General features: G+C 70.0%; 13 protein-coding genes. 6 read left to right on the top strand and 7 right to left on the bottom strand.

Annotation, left to right across the window (positions count from 1 at the left end):
- Positions 1 to 5: 5 nt before the first annotated feature.
- The 3 genes from AB0M70_RS14170 to AB0M70_RS14160 all read right to left on the bottom strand — a co-directional run bounded on the left by AB0M70_RS14170 (position 6) and on the right by AB0M70_RS14160 (position 2,661).
- On the bottom strand, positions 6 to 617 hold the full coding sequence (locus AB0M70_RS14170) for a hypothetical protein (RefSeq protein ID WP_365819930.1): 612 nt from the start codon (positions 615 to 617) through the stop codon (positions 6 to 8).
- 186 nt (positions 618 to 803) lie between these two features.
- Positions 804 to 1,676, bottom strand: a complete 873-nt coding sequence (locus tag AB0M70_RS14165; RefSeq protein WP_365819928.1) for a trypsin-like peptidase domain-containing protein — start codon at positions 1,674 to 1,676, stop codon at positions 804 to 806.
- Positions 1,677 to 1,827: 151 nt separating this feature from the next.
- A complete protein-coding gene (locus tag AB0M70_RS14160; protein WP_365819926.1) occupies positions 1,828 to 2,661 on the bottom strand; it encodes a serine protease in 834 nt (277 codons plus the stop codon).
- Between the two features lie 250 nt (positions 2,662 to 2,911).
- Here AB0M70_RS14160 and AB0M70_RS14155 point away from each other — a divergent pair, with 250 nt between their 5' ends.
- Together AB0M70_RS14155 and AB0M70_RS14150 are read left to right on the top strand one after the other, a co-directional pair.
- Positions 2,912 to 4,123 carry a pyridoxal phosphate-dependent aminotransferase gene (locus AB0M70_RS14155; RefSeq protein ID WP_365819924.1) on the top strand — a complete coding sequence of 404 codons (1,212 nt, stop codon included), beginning with the start codon at positions 2,912 to 2,914 and terminating at the stop codon, positions 4,121 to 4,123.
- Positions 4,124 to 4,203: 80 nt separating this feature from the next.
- A complete protein-coding gene (locus tag AB0M70_RS14150; RefSeq protein WP_365819922.1) occupies positions 4,204 to 4,614 on the top strand; it encodes a hypothetical protein in 411 nt (136 codons plus the stop codon).
- A gap of 150 nt (positions 4,615 to 4,764) precedes the next feature.
- Here AB0M70_RS14150 and AB0M70_RS14145 read toward each other — a convergent pair whose 3' ends face one another.
- Entirely contained in the window at positions 4,765 to 6,507 is a 1,743-nt protein-coding gene (locus AB0M70_RS14145; protein WP_365819920.1) for an Ig-like domain repeat protein, read from the bottom strand.
- A gap of 168 nt (positions 6,508 to 6,675) precedes the next feature.
- Positions 6,676 to 8,529 (bottom strand): phosphoenolpyruvate carboxykinase (GTP), encoded by a 1,854-nt coding sequence (locus tag AB0M70_RS14140; protein WP_365819918.1) that lies wholly within the window; start codon positions 8,527 to 8,529, stop codon positions 6,676 to 6,678.
- A gap of 310 nt (positions 8,530 to 8,839) precedes the next feature.
- Between AB0M70_RS14140 and AB0M70_RS14135 the strand changes: the two genes are divergently transcribed.
- From AB0M70_RS14135 to AB0M70_RS14120, 4 genes are all read left to right on the top strand, one after another.
- Positions 8,840 to 9,586, top strand: coding sequence for a hemolysin III family protein (locus AB0M70_RS14135; protein WP_365819916.1), 747 nt, complete (start codon positions 8,840 to 8,842; stop codon positions 9,584 to 9,586).
- Positions 9,587 to 9,720: 134 nt separating this feature from the next.
- Positions 9,721 to 11,277 (top strand): MFS transporter, encoded by a 1,557-nt coding sequence (locus AB0M70_RS14130; RefSeq protein ID WP_365819914.1) that lies wholly within the window; start codon positions 9,721 to 9,723, stop codon positions 11,275 to 11,277.
- Complete coding sequence (locus tag AB0M70_RS14125; RefSeq protein WP_365819913.1) at positions 11,274 to 11,918, top strand: TetR family transcriptional regulator; 645 nt, start codon at positions 11,274 to 11,276, stop codon at positions 11,916 to 11,918. Before AB0M70_RS14130 ends, AB0M70_RS14125 begins: the two co-directional genes overlap by 4 nt.
- Positions 11,919 to 11,983: 65 nt before the next feature.
- On the top strand, positions 11,984 to 12,736 hold the full coding sequence (locus AB0M70_RS14120; RefSeq protein WP_365819911.1) for a Mut7-C RNAse domain-containing protein: 753 nt from the start codon (positions 11,984 to 11,986) through the stop codon (positions 12,734 to 12,736).
- A 199-nt stretch (positions 12,737 to 12,935) separates the two neighbouring features.
- Here the strand turns inward: AB0M70_RS14120 and AB0M70_RS14115 are convergent, their stop codons facing one another.
- Both AB0M70_RS14115 and AB0M70_RS14110 read right to left on the bottom strand, forming a co-directional pair.
- Positions 12,936 to 14,948, bottom strand: coding sequence for a thioredoxin domain-containing protein (locus AB0M70_RS14115; RefSeq protein WP_365819909.1), 2,013 nt, complete (start codon positions 14,946 to 14,948; stop codon positions 12,936 to 12,938).
- A gap of 68 nt (positions 14,949 to 15,016) precedes the next feature.
- Entirely contained in the window at positions 15,017 to 15,286 is a 270-nt protein-coding gene (locus tag AB0M70_RS14110) for a hypothetical protein (protein WP_365819907.1), read from the bottom strand.

Below are 15,286 nucleotides of genomic sequence, written 5' to 3'. Positions count from 1 at the left end.
CTTCCTCACTTCTTCTTGCCCTTGATGTCGATGTGGGCGTTGAACTTGGCGCCCACGATCGTCACGAACACGTTGCCCTGCCGACCCCGCGTGTCCAGGGTGTCCCCGACATTCCCCTTGCCGAGGGCCGCCTTGTCCTGGATCGCGGTCGAGTAGAGGTTCGTGAACTGGCTGTAGCGCTGCCCGGCCACTTCGGCGGCTTCCTCCCACTCCTCCTGGAAGGAGGCGTACTCGGCCTCCGTCATGCCGGAGCCGAAGGTGAAGTTGGGGTGGTTGGCCTGCTCGTAGTGGTGCCTGCACAGGTCGAGGAGCGAGCCGGCGCTGCTCTTCACCCCGACCGCGTTCACGAAGGAGTCGGCCTGCTTCTTGATCTCCGCCGTGCGTTCCGCGACCCGTTCCGCGCGCCGCTGCTCGGCCACGTCGTCGTCGAGGGTCTTCTTGGCCGCGGCCAGGCCGTTGTTCTTGTCCTCGTAGGTCGCGATGCGCACAGAGGCCTCGCGCTTGCGCTGCGGGATCACTCCCCAGGGGAGACCGATCGACTCGCTGTACTCGGTGAGCAGCTTGGTCGCTTCCGTCTCGTCGTTCGCGTACTCCACGTGACCGATCATCTTGGTCATGGTGTCCCCTTCCTCCCCGCCGGTCCGTCCGGCGACGAGTGCCGCAGGCAACGTCTCACCGGAGCGGACAGCCGTCACCGGGTGGCGTCGGGTCCGGTTCTGTCGCGAGGGGGGGCCGGTTCGTAGGAAACTCCCGCTCCACGTCGGATCACGCAGACTCAGAGCGGGATTTCCCTGCAGTTCCCGCTACCTCTGGGCGGCGGCTGCCGGTCGTGGCAGCTTGCAGCCCTTGCGGCCGAGGTCGATCTTGCTGTCGTGGCCGACGCACGGCACGATCCCGTACGTCTGCTGCGCGTAGTTGATGCCGTGGCGGACCGTCACGTTGCCCTTCCGGTCCACCTCACAGGGGTTGTTGAGGGTGCAGCGCTCGCCGTCCTCGTTCCCCGTGTTGTTGACCGCGGTGACCTTGCCGGTCTTGTGGTCGATCACCGGCGAGCCGGACGTGCCGCCGATGGTCTGGCACTCGGGGGTGTAGCGGACGGAGTCCTTCCAGGTCCACTCCCCCTCCTTGAGGCGGTACGCGAACCCGTCGATCTTGCAGGTGTACGTCTCTTTCCAGTAGCCGGAGACGACCGTGATGGCCCGCTTGGCGACCGGGTGGGCGTCCTCGATCTCCAGCGCCTTGATGCCGTACTTCTTCTTGATGTCGGCGTAGCTGGTGGTGAGTTGGTAGAGGCTGATGTCGGTGTCGGTCATCGTCGCGTACGAGAGCTTGCTCGCCGTGAGCGTCGCCTTCTCCGCGCCCTTCGCGTCGAGCAGCTTGAAGGTGCGGGTGGACGGCTGGTCGACGATGACCTCGCCCGCCGCCGGGAATCCGCTCTCCAGGCAGTGGCCGTTGGAGAGGACGAGCGCGGGGTCGTCCGCCTTCGACTGCGGCACGCGGACGACGGAGCCCGAACAGTTGCTCAGCGCCACCGTGCCCGCGAAGTCGACGGCCTTCTTCGCGGTCTCCCCCGCCGCCCGCGTCGAGGGTGCGCTGTCCGGTGCCGCGAGGGCCGGTGCGGAGCCGAACCCTACGAGGGTGAGGGCGAGTAAGCCGCCCGCGAGAGCCTTCTTCATGTGTGGAGCCCCCCTGTAGCTGTGTCCTGAGTGGTTGTCATGGGCATTCTTTGGGGGCCCACGGATCAGGAACAAGGGGTGAGAACCCTTGCATTTCGCCGCAACGGCGGGGGCTGCCCGGACGAAGCCGCCCCCGCCGTTGCCGCGTGCCTTACGGCTTCGGGAGCTCGCAGCCCTCCCGGCTCAGGTCGATCTTGTTGCCGGGTGCCACGCACGGCACCACGCCGTACGTCTGCTGGGCGTAGTTGATGCCCTCGCGGACCGTCACCTTGCCGTTCTCGTCGACCTCGCACGGGTTGTTGTCCGTGCACTCCTCGCCGCTCTCGTTGCCGGTGTTGTTGACGGCGACGACCTTGCCGGTCGCGTCATCGATCACCGGGGAGCCCGAAGTGCCGCCGATCGTCCGGCAGTCGGGGGTGTAGCGGACCGAGTCCTTCCAGGTCCAGTTCCCCTCCTTGAGGCGGTGGGCGAAGCCGTCGATGCTGCACTTGTACATCTTCTTCCAGTAGCCGGAGGCGACGGTGATCGCCGTGCCCTGCTCCGGCCGCGCCGCGTTCAGCTCCAGCGCCTTGATGCCGAACTTGCTCTCGATCTCGCCGTAGGTGGAGGTGAGTTCGTAGAGCGAGAGGTCGGTGTCCGTCATCGTCCCGTAGGCGATCTTGCTCGCCTTGACGGTGCCCGCGTTGCCACCGGCGGCGTCGAGGAGGGTGAAGCTGCGCGAGGACGGCTTGTCGACGACGACCTCGCCGGGCGCCGGGAAGCCGGCCTCCAGGCAGTGGCCGTTGGACATCACGAGCGCCGGGTCCTCCGGCTTGGAGTCCGGCACGCGGACGACGGAGCCGGAACAGTTGCTCAGCGCCACCGTGCCCGCGAAGTCGACTGCCTTCGCCTTGGCGGGCCGTGCGTCGCTGACAGCCGTCGCGGGCACCGCCGTTGCTCCGAGGAGCAGGGCGGAGAAGCACGCGACGACGAGAGGCTTGTGCATGTGGGGGGTCCCCTCTGTTGACTATGTGACCGAAGTTGCTTCGGTTTTGTCATGCGCATTGTTGGGGGTGCACGGCCGCGAGAACAAGACCGCATGCGGACACAACTGACCGCTGAGAGGACACTCCCGGGGCAGCGGCATGTCGCATCAGGCCCGTTCGCCTCCCGCGACACGGCCGGGAGACACTCCCCGGCCCGACGTGGCGCAAAACACGAGGCGGGTGTCCTTACGCGCCCGTAAGCTCGCGGACATGCAGGTCATCCAGTCGACGAAGCTCGCCAACGTCTGTTACGAGATCCGGGGCCCGGTGCTCGAGGAGGCGATGCGGCTGGAAGCGGCGGGCCACCGCATCCTGAAGCTCAACACCGGCAACCCCGCGGCCTTCGGGTTCGAGTGCCCGCCGGAGATCCTGGAGGACATCCTCCGCAACGTCGGCGACGCGCACGGCTACGGCGACGCGAAGGGTCTGCTCGCCGCCCGCCGCGCGGTCGTCATGCACAACCAGACCCTGGGCATCGAGACCGACGTCGAGCACGTCTTCATCGGCAACGGCGTCTCCGAGCTCATCGTCATGGCCATGCAGGGCCTGCTCGACGACGGCGACGAGGTCCTCGTACCGGCGCCGGACTATCCGCTGTGGACGGCCGCGGTCTCGCTCTCCGGCGGCACGGCCGTGCACTACCGCTGCGACGAGCAGGCGGACTGGATGCCGGACCTCGCCGACATCGAGCGCAAGGTGACCGACCGCACCAAGGCGCTCGTCATCATCAACCCGAACAACCCGACGGGCGCCGTCTACAGCGAGGACATGCTGCGCGGCCTGACCGACATCGCCCGCCGCCACAATCTGCTGGTCTGCTCGGACGAGATCTACGACAAGATCCTCTACGACGGCGCGGTCCACACCCCGACCGCCGCCATCGCCCCCGACCTCCTCACCCTCACCTTCAACGGCATGTCGAAGGCGTACCGGGTGGCCGGTTACCGCGTCGGGTGGGTGGCCATCTCGGGCCCGAAGGCGCACGCGTCCTCGTACATCGAGGGCCTGACGATCCTCGCCAACATGCGCCTGTGCGCGAACATGCCGGGCCAGCACGGCGTGGTCGCCGCGCTCAGCGGGCGGCAGACCATCAACGACCTGGTGCTTCCGGGCGGGCGGCTGGTGGAGCAGCGCGACACGGCGTACGACCTGCTTACGCAGATCCCGGGCGTGAGCTGCGTGAAGCCGAAGGGGTCGCTCTATCTCTTCCCGCGGCTCGACCCGAAGGTCTTCAAGATCAAGGACGACCGCCAGATGGTGCTCGACCTGTTGCGGGCCGAGAAGATCATGGTCGTGCACGGCACCGGCTTCAACTGGCCCGAACCCGATCACTTCCGGGTCGTCACGCTGCCCACGGCGACGGACCTGGCCGAGGCCGTGACCCGCATCGGCACTTTCCTGGACGGCTACAGCCAACCCTGACCCGCACGCACGACCCGACTCAACTTTAGACTGAATCTAATGTAGGATGGCTTTCAAGCTACCCGCCAGGAGGCCATCCCATGTACGAGCCGATCCGCACCAAGTCGGTCCATGCCATGGCCGACCCGGGCGACTTCCCGCACCGCTCCCGCGAGGAGGAGCTGGACATCCAGCTCGCCGCGCATCTGGCGGCGCTCCTCGCCGTCACGGACGAGCTGCGCGTCCTCGCGCCCTCCGCCGACCTGGACGACGCCGCCGAGCAGCTGTCGTCCGAGGTGGCCCGGCTGCGCGGCGGTCTGCCGCCCGTCCGCTCGGCCGTGGTGACCGCGATCCACGAACCGCACCTCACCGCCCTGCACCAGCGCGCCCACGCCCTCGCGGGCCGCGCCCTGGTGGTGGCCGCTTCCCGCGCGGACACCGCGGCGGCGATCCTCGCCGCCCACCGCATGGACGCACACGCAGACGCGGCCCGGCTGGTCGGCGCCCACTGAGCTGCCGCACAGGCGCCCAGGCGGCGGAGCCGCACGGGCCACAGCCCCGCGCCCCTTCGGGCGCGGCCCATGGACGGCCCCGGTCCGAACGCCTCGAGGCGTTCGGACCGGGCGCCACCGACGGCGACGACGGCTGGGGATACCCGCCGTCTAGCCGGTGATCTTCACGGTGGCCTGGGCGGACGATCCGCTGTGCAGGTCGTCGCCCTCGTAGCTCACCGCGTACACGGTCTTGCCCTTCTTGCTCGGCAGGTCCCTGATCCGGAACGTGCCGTCCGCGGCCACCGACGCCGACGTGAGTTCACCCGTCGTGCCGAACCGGTCGGTCCGCGTCACCTTCAGGGCGATCCCGGACGGCAGCGAACGACCCTGCCCGGTCAGCTTCCCGGTGATCTCGACGCCACCCGCGCGGGTCGCCTCGGCGGGCGCCGTCAGCTCGATCGAGGTCGGCGCCTTCGCCACGTCGACGGTGAGCGTGACGTCCTCGGCGGGGCGGTGCGTGACATCGCCGAGGAACCGCAGCGTGTACGTCGCCTCGCCGAGCCGGTCCGGTACGTCGAGGACGGTGAAGCTCCCGTCGGCGGCGACCCTGGCGGGGGCCACCTCCGTCGTGCCGTCCGTGTCCTTGCGGACCGCCTCGACCTTCACCGCCTCGGCGGGCGCGGGCCCGTCGAGCTCCAGCTTGCCGCGGATGCCGAGCGGTTCACCGACCACGGGCTTCGACGGCGTGGTGCTCAGGGTGCCCGTGAAGCGCGAGTCGTACTGGGCGGCCGGCGGCTTGATGACGTGCAGCCAGTGGTTGTAGCCGTCCGTGGTGACCGCGAAGAGACGCGAGCCGTCCTTGGCCCAGTCCAGGCCGCGCGGCACGACCCGCGAGCCGTCGAGCTCCCCCTCGAAGGCGAACTCCATCGGCGTGGTGCCGTCGGCCGGGTCGGCGGGCTGGATCAGCAGGTCGGACACGCTGCCCGAGGCGTCCGCACCGCGCGCCACGTACTTTCCGTCGCCGCTGAACGCCACCGCCGAGGCCTTCGCGCCCGTCGGCAGCGGCTGGTAGCCGGCCGGTGCGTCCGCCAGGTCGGAGGCGTCGAGCAGCCGGGTGCCGTACGCCGCGTCGGCGACGGCGATCCGCTTGCCGTCGGCGCTCTGGGCGATGTCCTTCAGGTCGAGCGCGCCCTTGCCCTCGGCGTCCGCGAAGCGCCGCTGCGGGCCGCGCACCAGGTTGTCGCCGCTCGCGTCGAAGGTGGCGAGGAAGGCGTTGTTGGAGCTGTTCGTGCCCGCCTGCCCCATCACGAGCCGGTCCGGGGCCCCGGGACCCGACTCGATCCTCAGCCGGCCCTCGCTGTTCCAGCCGGTGTTGACCGAGGATGTGCCGTTGACCCCGTACAGCAGGGCGCTGTTGTCGGGCCTGTCGCAGTACGAGCCGCCGGTGTACGGCGTCTCCGTGAACCAGGTCTTGCCGCCCGCGACGGCCACTTCCCGGCCGCAGGGGGTGTCGTACGGCGTGCTCGAGGCGCCCGTCCTGGTCTGGGTCGCCGTGTCGAACGTCAGGATGCGGTTGGACTGCGACACGTGCAGGGTCGCTCCGTCCGCGCTGAGCGCCATGCCGGACGCCGGCTGGTCGGTGGCGAGCGAACCGACGCGCTGGCCCTCGAAGTTGTAGACCAGGACGGAACTCGCCCCGCTGTAGTTCTTGTTTCCGTCGGTGACGTAGACCCGCTCGTGCGCGTCGTCCACGACCATCGCCCCGAACGAGGTGAACGGCAGCTTCGCCACCTCGTCCGACGGCGTGGCGGCGTACGCGGCGGGCGCGGCGACGGCGACCAGGCCGGCCGAGCTCAGGACCGCCGCGAGCGCGGCTCCCGTCGCACGTCTTAACCGCTGAGACTTCTTCAACTTGGCCCCCCACAGGCTTCGTTGGTGGCCCGAAATGATCGACGGGCCGCCTTGTGGGGTCATTGAAACATGTGAGGGGCATGTGAAGACGGCGTATGCGAGAGGCGGACATACGCGGATGAGCCCCGCACGCCGTTGTGCGGGGCTCATCCGGAATGCGCGGTACGTCTAGCCGAGACGCTGCACCAGGGCGCGGTACTCGTCCCACAGCTCCTTGGGCGTGTGGTCGCCGAAGGTGTTCAGGTGCTCGGGGACCAGAGAGGCCTCGTCGCGCCAGACCTCCTTGTCGACCGTGAGCAGAAACTCCAGGTCATCCTTGGCCAGGTCGAGGCCCTCGGTGTCCAGCGAGTCGACCGTCGGCAGGATGCCGATGGGCGTCTCGACGCCCTCCGCCTTGCCGTCGAGCCGGTCCACGATCCACTTCAGGACGCGGGAGTTCTCGCCGAAACCGGGCCACACGAACTTGCCGTCGGCGTTCTTCCGGAACCAGTTCACGTAGTAGATCTTCGGCAGCTTGGACTGGTCGGGCTTGTCCGCGCCGACCTTGACCCAGTGGGCCATGTAGTCGCCCATGTTGTAGCCGCAGAACGGCAGCATCGCGAACGGGTCGCGGCGCAGCTCGCCGACCTTGCCCTCGGCCGCGGCGGTCTTCTCGGACGCCACGTTCGCGCCGAGGAAGACGCCGTGCTGCCAGTTGAAGGACTCCGTGACCAGCGGCACCGCGCTCGCGCGACGGCCGCCGAAGAGGATCGCCGAGATCGGCACACCCTTGGGGTCCTCCCACTCGGGCGCGATGATCGGGCACTGCGAGGCGGGCGTGGTGAAGCGGGCGTTCGGGTGGGCCGCGGGGACGCCTGATTCCGGGGTCCAGTCGTTGCCCTTCCAGTCGGTGAGGTGGGCGGGAGTCTCCTCCGTCATGCCCTCCCACCAGACGTCGTTGTCGTCGGTGAGCGCGACGTTCGTGAAGACCGAGTTGCCCCACAGGGTCTTCATGGCGTTGGCGTTGGTGTGCTCGCCGGTGCCGGGCGCGACGCCGAAGAAACCGGCCTCGGGGTTGATCGCGTAGAGCCGGCCGTCCTCGCCGAACCGCATCCAGGCGATGTCGTCACCGATGGTCTCGACCGTCCAGCCGCGGACCGTCGGCTCCAGCATGGCGAGGTTGGTCTTGCCGCAGGCGCTCGGGAACGCGGCCGCGACGTACTTCGACTCGCCCTGCGGGGGCGTGAGCTTGAGGATCAGCATGTGCTCGGCGAGCCAGCCCTCGTCGCGCGCCATGACGGAGGCGATGCGCAGGGCGTAGCACTTCTTGCCGAGCAGGGCGTTGCCGCCGTAGCCCGAGCCGAACGACCAGATCTCGCGGTCCTCGGGGAAGTGCGAGATGTACTTCGTGGAGTTGCAGGGCCACGGCACGTCGGCCTCGCCCGCTTCGAGCGGCGCGCCGAGCGTGTGGACGGCCTTCACGAAGAAGCCGTCCTCGCCGAGCTCGTCCAGGACGGCCTGGCCCATGCGGGTCATCGTGCGCATGGAGACGGCGACGTACGCGGAGTCGGTGATCTCCACACCGATGGCGGACAGCGGTGAGCCGACCGGCCCCATGCAGAACGGCACGACGTACATCGTGCGGCCGCGCATCGAGCCGCGGAAGACACCGCCCTCGCCGTTCGCGCCCTGGAAGATCTCCCGCATCTCGGCGGGGGCCTTCCAGTGGTTGGTCGGGCCCGCGTCCTCTTCCTTCGCCGAGCAGATGAAGGTGCGGTCCTCGACGCGCGCGACGTCGGTCGGGTCGGAGGCCGCGTAGTACGAGTTGGGGCGCTTGATCGGGTCGAGCTTCTTGAACGTGCCCTTGGCGACGAGCTCCTCGCACAGGCGCTCGTACTCGGCCTCGGATCCGTCACACCAGACCACGCTGTCCGGCTGCGTCAGTTCGGCGATCTCGTTCACCCAGGAGACGAGCTCCCGGTGGTTGGTGGGGACAGTGCCCAGGGGCTCTGCGAGAAGGGGAGCCGCGATGTCGCGCGCCACGATTGCTCCTATACGAGGGGTTTATAGGTTTTGTTGCCCCGTGGGGGCTGCGACCCGGACGCTTCACGTGGTGTTCCCTCAGGCGCTCATCCGGTGCCGACCGCACTCATTTGATCATCCGACGCATCCGCGCATATGTCCAGAGGGCCTCACAGGTGAGCGGCGTGAGTATCGCCACTCATCAGGTCGGCCTTCCGGCCACGAATCCGTCACTTGTACGCTCGGGTATCACCGTGAGCATCGCCACTCGTAGGCCACGGTCCCCCCTGACCTGATACCTAACTTACGGTTGCGTAGGTACGATGCCGATATGACCGCTCCCGTCCCTGACGCGATCACGAACAACCAGGACACCGGCCGCGACGCGGCATCCAGCTCCGACTCGTCCGTGCTCGACGCCCTGCCGCTTCCCGACCTCGCGGAAGTGAAGCCCAAGATGCGCGGCTGGCTGCACGCGGGCATGTTCCCCGCGGTGCTCGTCTCGGGCATCGCGCTGCTCGCGCTCACGGACTCCACGCGCGCGCGGATCGCCTGCGGGATCTATGTCCTGTCGGCCTGCCTGCTCTTCGGAGTGAGCGCGATCTATCACCGGGGCACCTGGAGTCCGCGCGCCGACGGGGTGCTGCGCAGACTCGACCACGCCAACATCTTCCTGATCATCGCGGGCACGTACACCCCGCTGACGATGCTGCTCCTGCCCGGCTCGAAGGGGCAGTGGCTCCTCTGGGGCGTGTGGGGCGCTGCGGTGGCCGGCATCCTCTTCCGGGTCTTCTGGGTCGGCGCGCCGCGCTGGCTCTACACCCCGTGCTACATCGCGATGGGCTGGGCCGCGGTCTTCTTCCTGCCCGACTTCATGCGGGCGGGCGGCATCGCCGTCCTGGTCCTGGTGATCGTGGGCGGCCTGCTCTACAGCGCGGGCGGCGTGATCTACGGCATCAAGCGCCCCAACCCCTCCCCGCGGTTCTTCGGCTTCCACGAGGTCTTCCACTCCCTCACGCTGGCCGCCTTCGCGGTGCACTACGTGGGCATCTCGATGGTGGCGTACCAGCACGGATAGAGCCTGACGGGCGTCACGCCCCTCCCCTCCCTTCATGGCCGCGGCTTTCGAGCCGCGGCCATTGGCGTGCGCGTGGGCGCGTCGACACTTGTACGACTTGACCGTGACTCCTATTTGAGAGTTACTCTCATTTCATGGCCACTGTCACAAGCTCGCCTGCCACGCACCGGCAGGACCCACGCCGCTGGTGGGCGCTCGCCGCCCTCGTCGCGAGCATGCTCGTGCTCGGTTTCGACATGACGATCCTCAACGTCGCCCTGCCGACGATGGCCGGGCAGCTGGACGCGAGTACGGGCGAGCAACAGTGGATGGCGGATGCGTACGTCATCGTGTTCGCGGCCCTGATGCTCCCGGCCGGGCTCCTCGGCGACCGCTTCGGGCGCCGCAGGATTCTGATCACCGGGCTCGGGATCTTCCTGGTGGGCTCGTTGATCGGCACCCTCGTCGACTCCGTCGAGCTGGTCGTCGTGGCGCGGGCGATCATGGGCATGGGCGGCGCGCTGGTCATGCCCCTCGCCATGGCCGTGCTGCCCGCGCTCTTCGCACCCGGCGAGCGGACCAAGGCCGTGGGCATCGTCTCGGCGGCGTCCGCGCTCGGCGCGCCGCTCGGGCCGATCGTGGGCGGCTGGCTCCTCGACCACTTCTGGTGGGGTTCGATCTTCCTGATCAACGTCCCGATGGTCGCGATCGGCATCACCGCCTGCGTCTTCCTGCTCCCGGAGACGACCGACCCGTCGTCCCCGAAGGTCGACGTCGCCTCCACCGCGCTCACTGCGGCCGGGCTCGGCGCGCTCATCTACGCGATCATCGAGGCCCCCGTTCGGGGCTGGGGAGACCCGCTGATCCTCGCCATGTTCGCCGGCGCGGCCGTCCTGATCACCGCACTCGTCCTGCGGGAGCGCAGAATGCCGCGCCCGATGCTCGACATGTCGCTGCTGCGCAACCGCGGCTTCCTGCTCAACACCATCGCGGCGACGCTCGTCATGTTCGTCCTGTCGGGCCTGATGTTCGTGCTCCCGCAGTATCTGCAGGCGGTGCTCGGCCATGACGCCTTCGGCACCGGCGTGCGGATGCTGCCGATGATGGGCGGTCTCCTGGTCGCGGCGCGGGGCGCGGAGCCCGTCGTACGGAAGTTCGGCCCGCGCGCGGTGATCAGCGCGGGGCTCGTCGTCCTCGCCTTCGCGGCGATCCTCGGCAGCCGCACGACGGCCGACTCCGGGTACGGCCTCACCGCGCTGTGGCTCACCATCGCCGGCATCGGCGTCGGTTTCGCCGTCGTGCCGTCCATGGACTCGGCCCTCGGGGCGCTCCCCGTGGAGCGTGCGGGTTCCGGCGCCGGGCTCATGATGACCGTGCGGCAGGTGGGCAGCGCCATCGGGATCGCGCTGCTCGGCTCGCTGCTCTCCGGCGTGTACGTCGACCGCCTCGACACCGGCAAGATCCCGGACGCGGCAGCGGACACCGCGGGAGAGTCGGTGGTGGCCGCCCACGCGGTCGCCGAACGGCTCGGGGTGTCACGCCTCGCCGACGCCGCCGACCAGGCGTACATCGACGGCATGGTGACCGTCCTCCTCGTCAGCGGCATCGCGGCGCTGGTCACCGCGCTGCTCGTGGCGGCGCTGCTGCCGAAGGCGCCCCCGCCGCCGGACGACGCCGACATGGCACGGCAGCCGGAGGATGCCCGACAATGAGCGCCATGACGGCCGCACGCATCACCGCTCCCTCGCAGGGCTCCCCGCTGGGACTTCGCGAACGGAAGAAGCTCAAGACGCGCATCGCGATCCGTGAGGCCACCTACCGGCTGATCGACGAGCAGGGGTACGACGCGACGACCGTAGAGCAGATCGCGGAGGCCGCGGAGGTGTCGGCGTCGACCGTCTTCCGCTACTTCCCGACCAAGGAGGACATCGTCCTCACCGACGAGTACGACCCGCTCCTCGAGGACGAGCTGCGGGCGCGCCCCGTGGACGAGCCGATCGTCGAGTCCCTGCGGCACGTGCTGCGCAGGGCGGTGGGCCTCGGCTTCACCGAGGAACCGGAGATCTCACGCCTCCGTACGCGCCTGATGATCGAGGTCCCCGCCGTGCGCTCCCGGCTCCTGGAGAGCATGTCGGTCACCGGCCGGATGCTGTGCCGCGTCATCGCGGAGCGGGCCGGCCGCGACCCCGGGGAGCTGGAGGTCCGGGTGTTCGCGATGAGCCTCATCGCGGCGCTCACGGAGACGGCGGCGTACTGGGCGGAGCACGGCCACGAGGACGACCTGGGCGAGCTCCTCGACCGCGCCCTGTCCATGCTGACCACGGGCTTCGGGACGGGGGCGCCCGGGGCCTGACGCCGGTGCGGCGGTCCGGGGGAAATCCTCGGGTGCCGCTGCTCCCCCCATGCCATCCTGACCGCATGAATGGTCCGGAGATCCTCATCCGCTTCGCCCCTGAGCTGGGGCTATTCGTGCCGCATGGGCGAAGGGGCGGGCCCACCAAGGCAGTTACGGACGGCGTGTCCACGCTCGGGCACGTCGTCGAGTCGCTCGGGGTGCCGCTGACGGAGGTCGGCTCGCTCGTCGTGGACGGCGCCGAGGTCCCGGTCTCGCACATCCCGGTGGCGGACGAGTCGGTGGAGGTCCGCGCCGTGACCCGCCCCCAGCCCGTCCCCGGCGCTCCCCTCCGCTTCCTCCTCGACGTCCATCTCGGCACGCTGGCCCGCCGGTTGCGCCTCCTGGGCGTCGACACGGCGTACGAGAGTACGGACATCGGCGACCCCGCCCTCGCGACGCGCTCGGCCGCCGAGCGGCGGGTGCTGCTCAGCCGGGACCGGGGCCTGCTGCGACGCCGTGAGCTGTGGGCCGGGGCGTACGTCTACAGCGACGCGCCGGAGGAACAACTCCGGGATGTGCTGAGCCGGTTCGCCCCCGTGCTGTCCCCCTGGACCCGGTGTACGGCGTGCAACGGCTCCCTGCGGGCGGCGACGAAGGAGGACGTGGCGGACAGGTTGGAGGGCGGCACGCGGGGGACGTACGACGTGTTCGCGGAGTGCGGGGGGTGCGGGCGGGTGTACTGGCGGGGGGCGCATCATGACCGGCTGGAGGGGATTGTGGCGGGGGCGGTACGGGATTTCTCCCCAACACCGCCCCTTCCCGGCTGCATCGATTAGCGGCTCCGCCGCGCAGGGGCTCCGCCGCGCAGGGGCTCCGCCCCGGACCGGCGGTGAATCTCCAGCCCGTCCGGCGTTTGAGGACGAACTCGGCGGAGCCGGTGATGACGGTGCGCAAGGCTCCCGCGCCGAGCGGGTTTTCGGGAAGGGGCGGGGTCGGGGAGAGCCCCGCAGGGCCCGCCCGAACCCCAGCACAGCCTCAGCCCGAAAGCTTCGCCGCCAGCTCCCCCACGTCAGTGGTAGGCGCGTCGCAGACGAACCGCCGGCAGACGTAAGCCGCAGGCAGCTCCCTCCCCGCGAGCAGCGGAAACTCACCGCCGCCCGCAGGGCCGACGGCGACGACAGCCCCCGGCGCCGTCCCAAGCAGCGCGGTCCGGTGCAGCTCCCCACCCACGGGACCGATCACCGCAACCTCACGCGGACCGTCCAGCGCCGCCTCGGCCACCGCCAACCCATGCCCGATGAACCGAGGCGCCCGCGGCGCGAGCCCCTTCACCACACCGAGCGCCCGCTCCGCCGCGAGGCGATGCGGCTCGGCCCCGGTCTGCGCCGCGTACGAGAGCAGCGCCCCCGCGGCAGCCGTCCACCCGGACGGTACCGCGTTGTCCGTGGGGTCCTGCGGGCGCCGGATCAACTGCTCGGCGTCCGCGGCGGTGTCGTACAGGGACCCGGACTCCGCGTCCACGAACTGGGCGAGCACGTGGTCGAGCAGGAACCCGGCGAACTCCAGCCAGACCCCCTCCCCCGTCACGGAGGCCAGCGCGAGGAAGCCCTCGGCGACATCGGCGTAGTCCTCCAGCACGCCCGCGTTGGCGCCGACTTGGCCGTCCTTGGACGTACGGGAGAGCCGCGCCCGGTCGTCCATGTGGAGCCGTACGAGAAGGTCACCGGCGCCGACCGCCGCCGCCACCAGGTCAGGCCGGTCGAAGTACGCGCCGACCTCGGCGAGCGCGGCGACGGCGAGTCCGTTCCAGGCGGCGACGACCTTGTCGTCACGGCCGGGCGCGGGCCGCAGCGAGCGGGCCGCGAGCAGCCGCTCCCGGATGGAGCCGAGCCGCTCGGCGTCGGCCACCACACCGGCCTGCGCCGGGAGTTGGAGCACCGAAGCGCCTTCCTCGAAGGTGCCTTCCTCGGTCACCCCGAAGTACGTGGCGGCCAGCTCGGCGTCCGCGTCACCGAGCACGTCGCGGAGCTGCTCCGGCGTCCAGACGTAGTACGCGCCCTCGACGTGCTTGCCGGTCGCCGCGTCCTCGCTGTCCGCGTCGAGCGCCGAGGCGAAACCGCCCTCGTTCGTGCGCAGTTCGCGCACCATGAAGTCGGCGGTCTCCAGGGCGACGCGCCGGGCGAGGTCCGAGCCCGTGGTCCGCCACAGGTGGGCGTAGACCCGGCAGAGCAGCGCGTTGTCGTACAGCATCTTCTCGAAGTGGGGCACCACCCACTCCCGGTCCACGGAGTAGCGCGCGAAGCCGCCGCCGAGCTGGTCGTAGATCCCGCCGCGCGCCATCCGCTCGCAGGTGTCGGCGGCCATCTGCAGGGCGCCCTCCGAGCCGGTGCGGGCGTAGTGCCGCAGCAGGAACTCGATGACCATGGACGGCGGGAACTTGGGGGCGCCGCCGAAGCCGCCGCGCGAGGCGTCGTAGTCGCGCGTCAGGCCGAGCAGCGCCTGGGCAAGCTCGTCCTCGCCGGGCAGCTCGTCCGAGCCGAAGGCCAGCTGCCGGTCGGCGAGGTCCCGCACGATCTTCCCCGCGACGTCGTTGACCTCGTCGCGCCGGTCCGCCCAGGCGCGCCGGACGCCGTCGGCCACCTGCTGGAAGGAGGGCATGCCGTGCCGGGGCTCGGGCGGGAAGTACGTGCCGAAGTAGAAGGGCTCGGCGTCGGGCGTCAGGAACACCGTCATGGGCCAGCCGCCCTGCCCGGTCGCGGCCTGTACGGCCTCCATGTAGACGGCGTCGATGTCGGGCCGCTCCTCACGGTCGACCTTGACGTTGACGAAGTGCTCGTTCAGGAAGGCGGCCGTGTCGGCGTCCTCGAAGGACTCGTGCGCCATGACGTGACACCAGTGGCAACTGCTGTACCCCACGCTGAGCAGCACGGGCACGCCCCGCTCACGGGCCTGCGCGAAGGCCTCCGCCGACCAGGGCCACCAGTCGACGGGGTTGTCGGCGTGCTGAAGGAGGTAGGGGGACGTCTCATGGGCCAGTCGGTTCGGCATGCCTTCCATCCTCGCGCACAGGGAAGGGAGCCGCGCAGGTGCCACGGGTTCGCGGCGAGCCGCACCCGTCAGGCTTCGCGGGCCCGCAGCCTCCGGGCGATCTCGATGTCGGAGGTGAGCGCGCTCAGGCGGGGCGGGTTCCTGGAGGCGTCGAGCACCACGACGTGCAGCCGGTCGCCGGCCCGGGGCGGGGGCGCGTCCGTCCACCAGGACGGGTGCTTGGCCTGGTCCACAAAACCCTCTCGCCCGTCCACCTGCCCGTCGATGATCACGAAGCAGCCCACCGGGGCGACGGCCCTGACCGTCACGTCGAGCTCCTGATGAACTGCGATGGTCAC

Origin of the sequence: Streptomyces sp. NPDC051214, assembly GCF_040682375.1 — a bacterium.
Taxonomy (GTDB): Bacteria; Actinomycetota; Actinomycetes; order Streptomycetales; family Streptomycetaceae; genus Streptomyces.
Note: the sequence above shows the minus strand (reverse complement) of the source record. Positions and strands in the feature narration are given on the sequence as shown.

Coding starts and splice junctions, on each gene's coding strand:
- AB0M70_RS14125 (WP_365819913.1), top strand. CDS start 11,274: ATGAGCGCCATGACGGCCGCACGCATCACCGCTCCCTCGCAGGGCTCC.
- AB0M70_RS14155 (WP_365819924.1), top strand. CDS start 2,912: ATGCAGGTCATCCAGTCGACGAAGCTCGCCAACGTCTGTTACGAGATC.
- AB0M70_RS14115 (WP_365819909.1), bottom strand. CDS start 14,948: ATGCCGAACCGACTGGCCCATGAGACGTCCCCCTACCTCCTTCAGCAC.
- AB0M70_RS14150 (WP_365819922.1), top strand. CDS start 4,204: ATGTACGAGCCGATCCGCACCAAGTCGGTCCATGCCATGGCCGACCCG.
- AB0M70_RS14130 (WP_365819914.1), top strand. CDS start 9,721: ATGGCCACTGTCACAAGCTCGCCTGCCACGCACCGGCAGGACCCACGC.
- AB0M70_RS14165 (WP_365819928.1), bottom strand. CDS start 1,676: ATGAAGAAGGCTCTCGCGGGCGGCTTACTCGCCCTCACCCTCGTAGGG.
- AB0M70_RS14170 (WP_365819930.1), bottom strand. CDS start 617: ATGACCAAGATGATCGGTCACGTGGAGTACGCGAACGACGAGACGGAA.
- AB0M70_RS14135 (WP_365819916.1), top strand. CDS start 8,840: ATGACCGCTCCCGTCCCTGACGCGATCACGAACAACCAGGACACCGGC.
- AB0M70_RS14160 (WP_365819926.1), bottom strand. CDS start 2,661: ATGCACAAGCCTCTCGTCGTCGCGTGCTTCTCCGCCCTGCTCCTCGGA.
- AB0M70_RS14120 (WP_365819911.1), top strand. CDS start 11,984: ATGAATGGTCCGGAGATCCTCATCCGCTTCGCCCCTGAGCTGGGGCTA.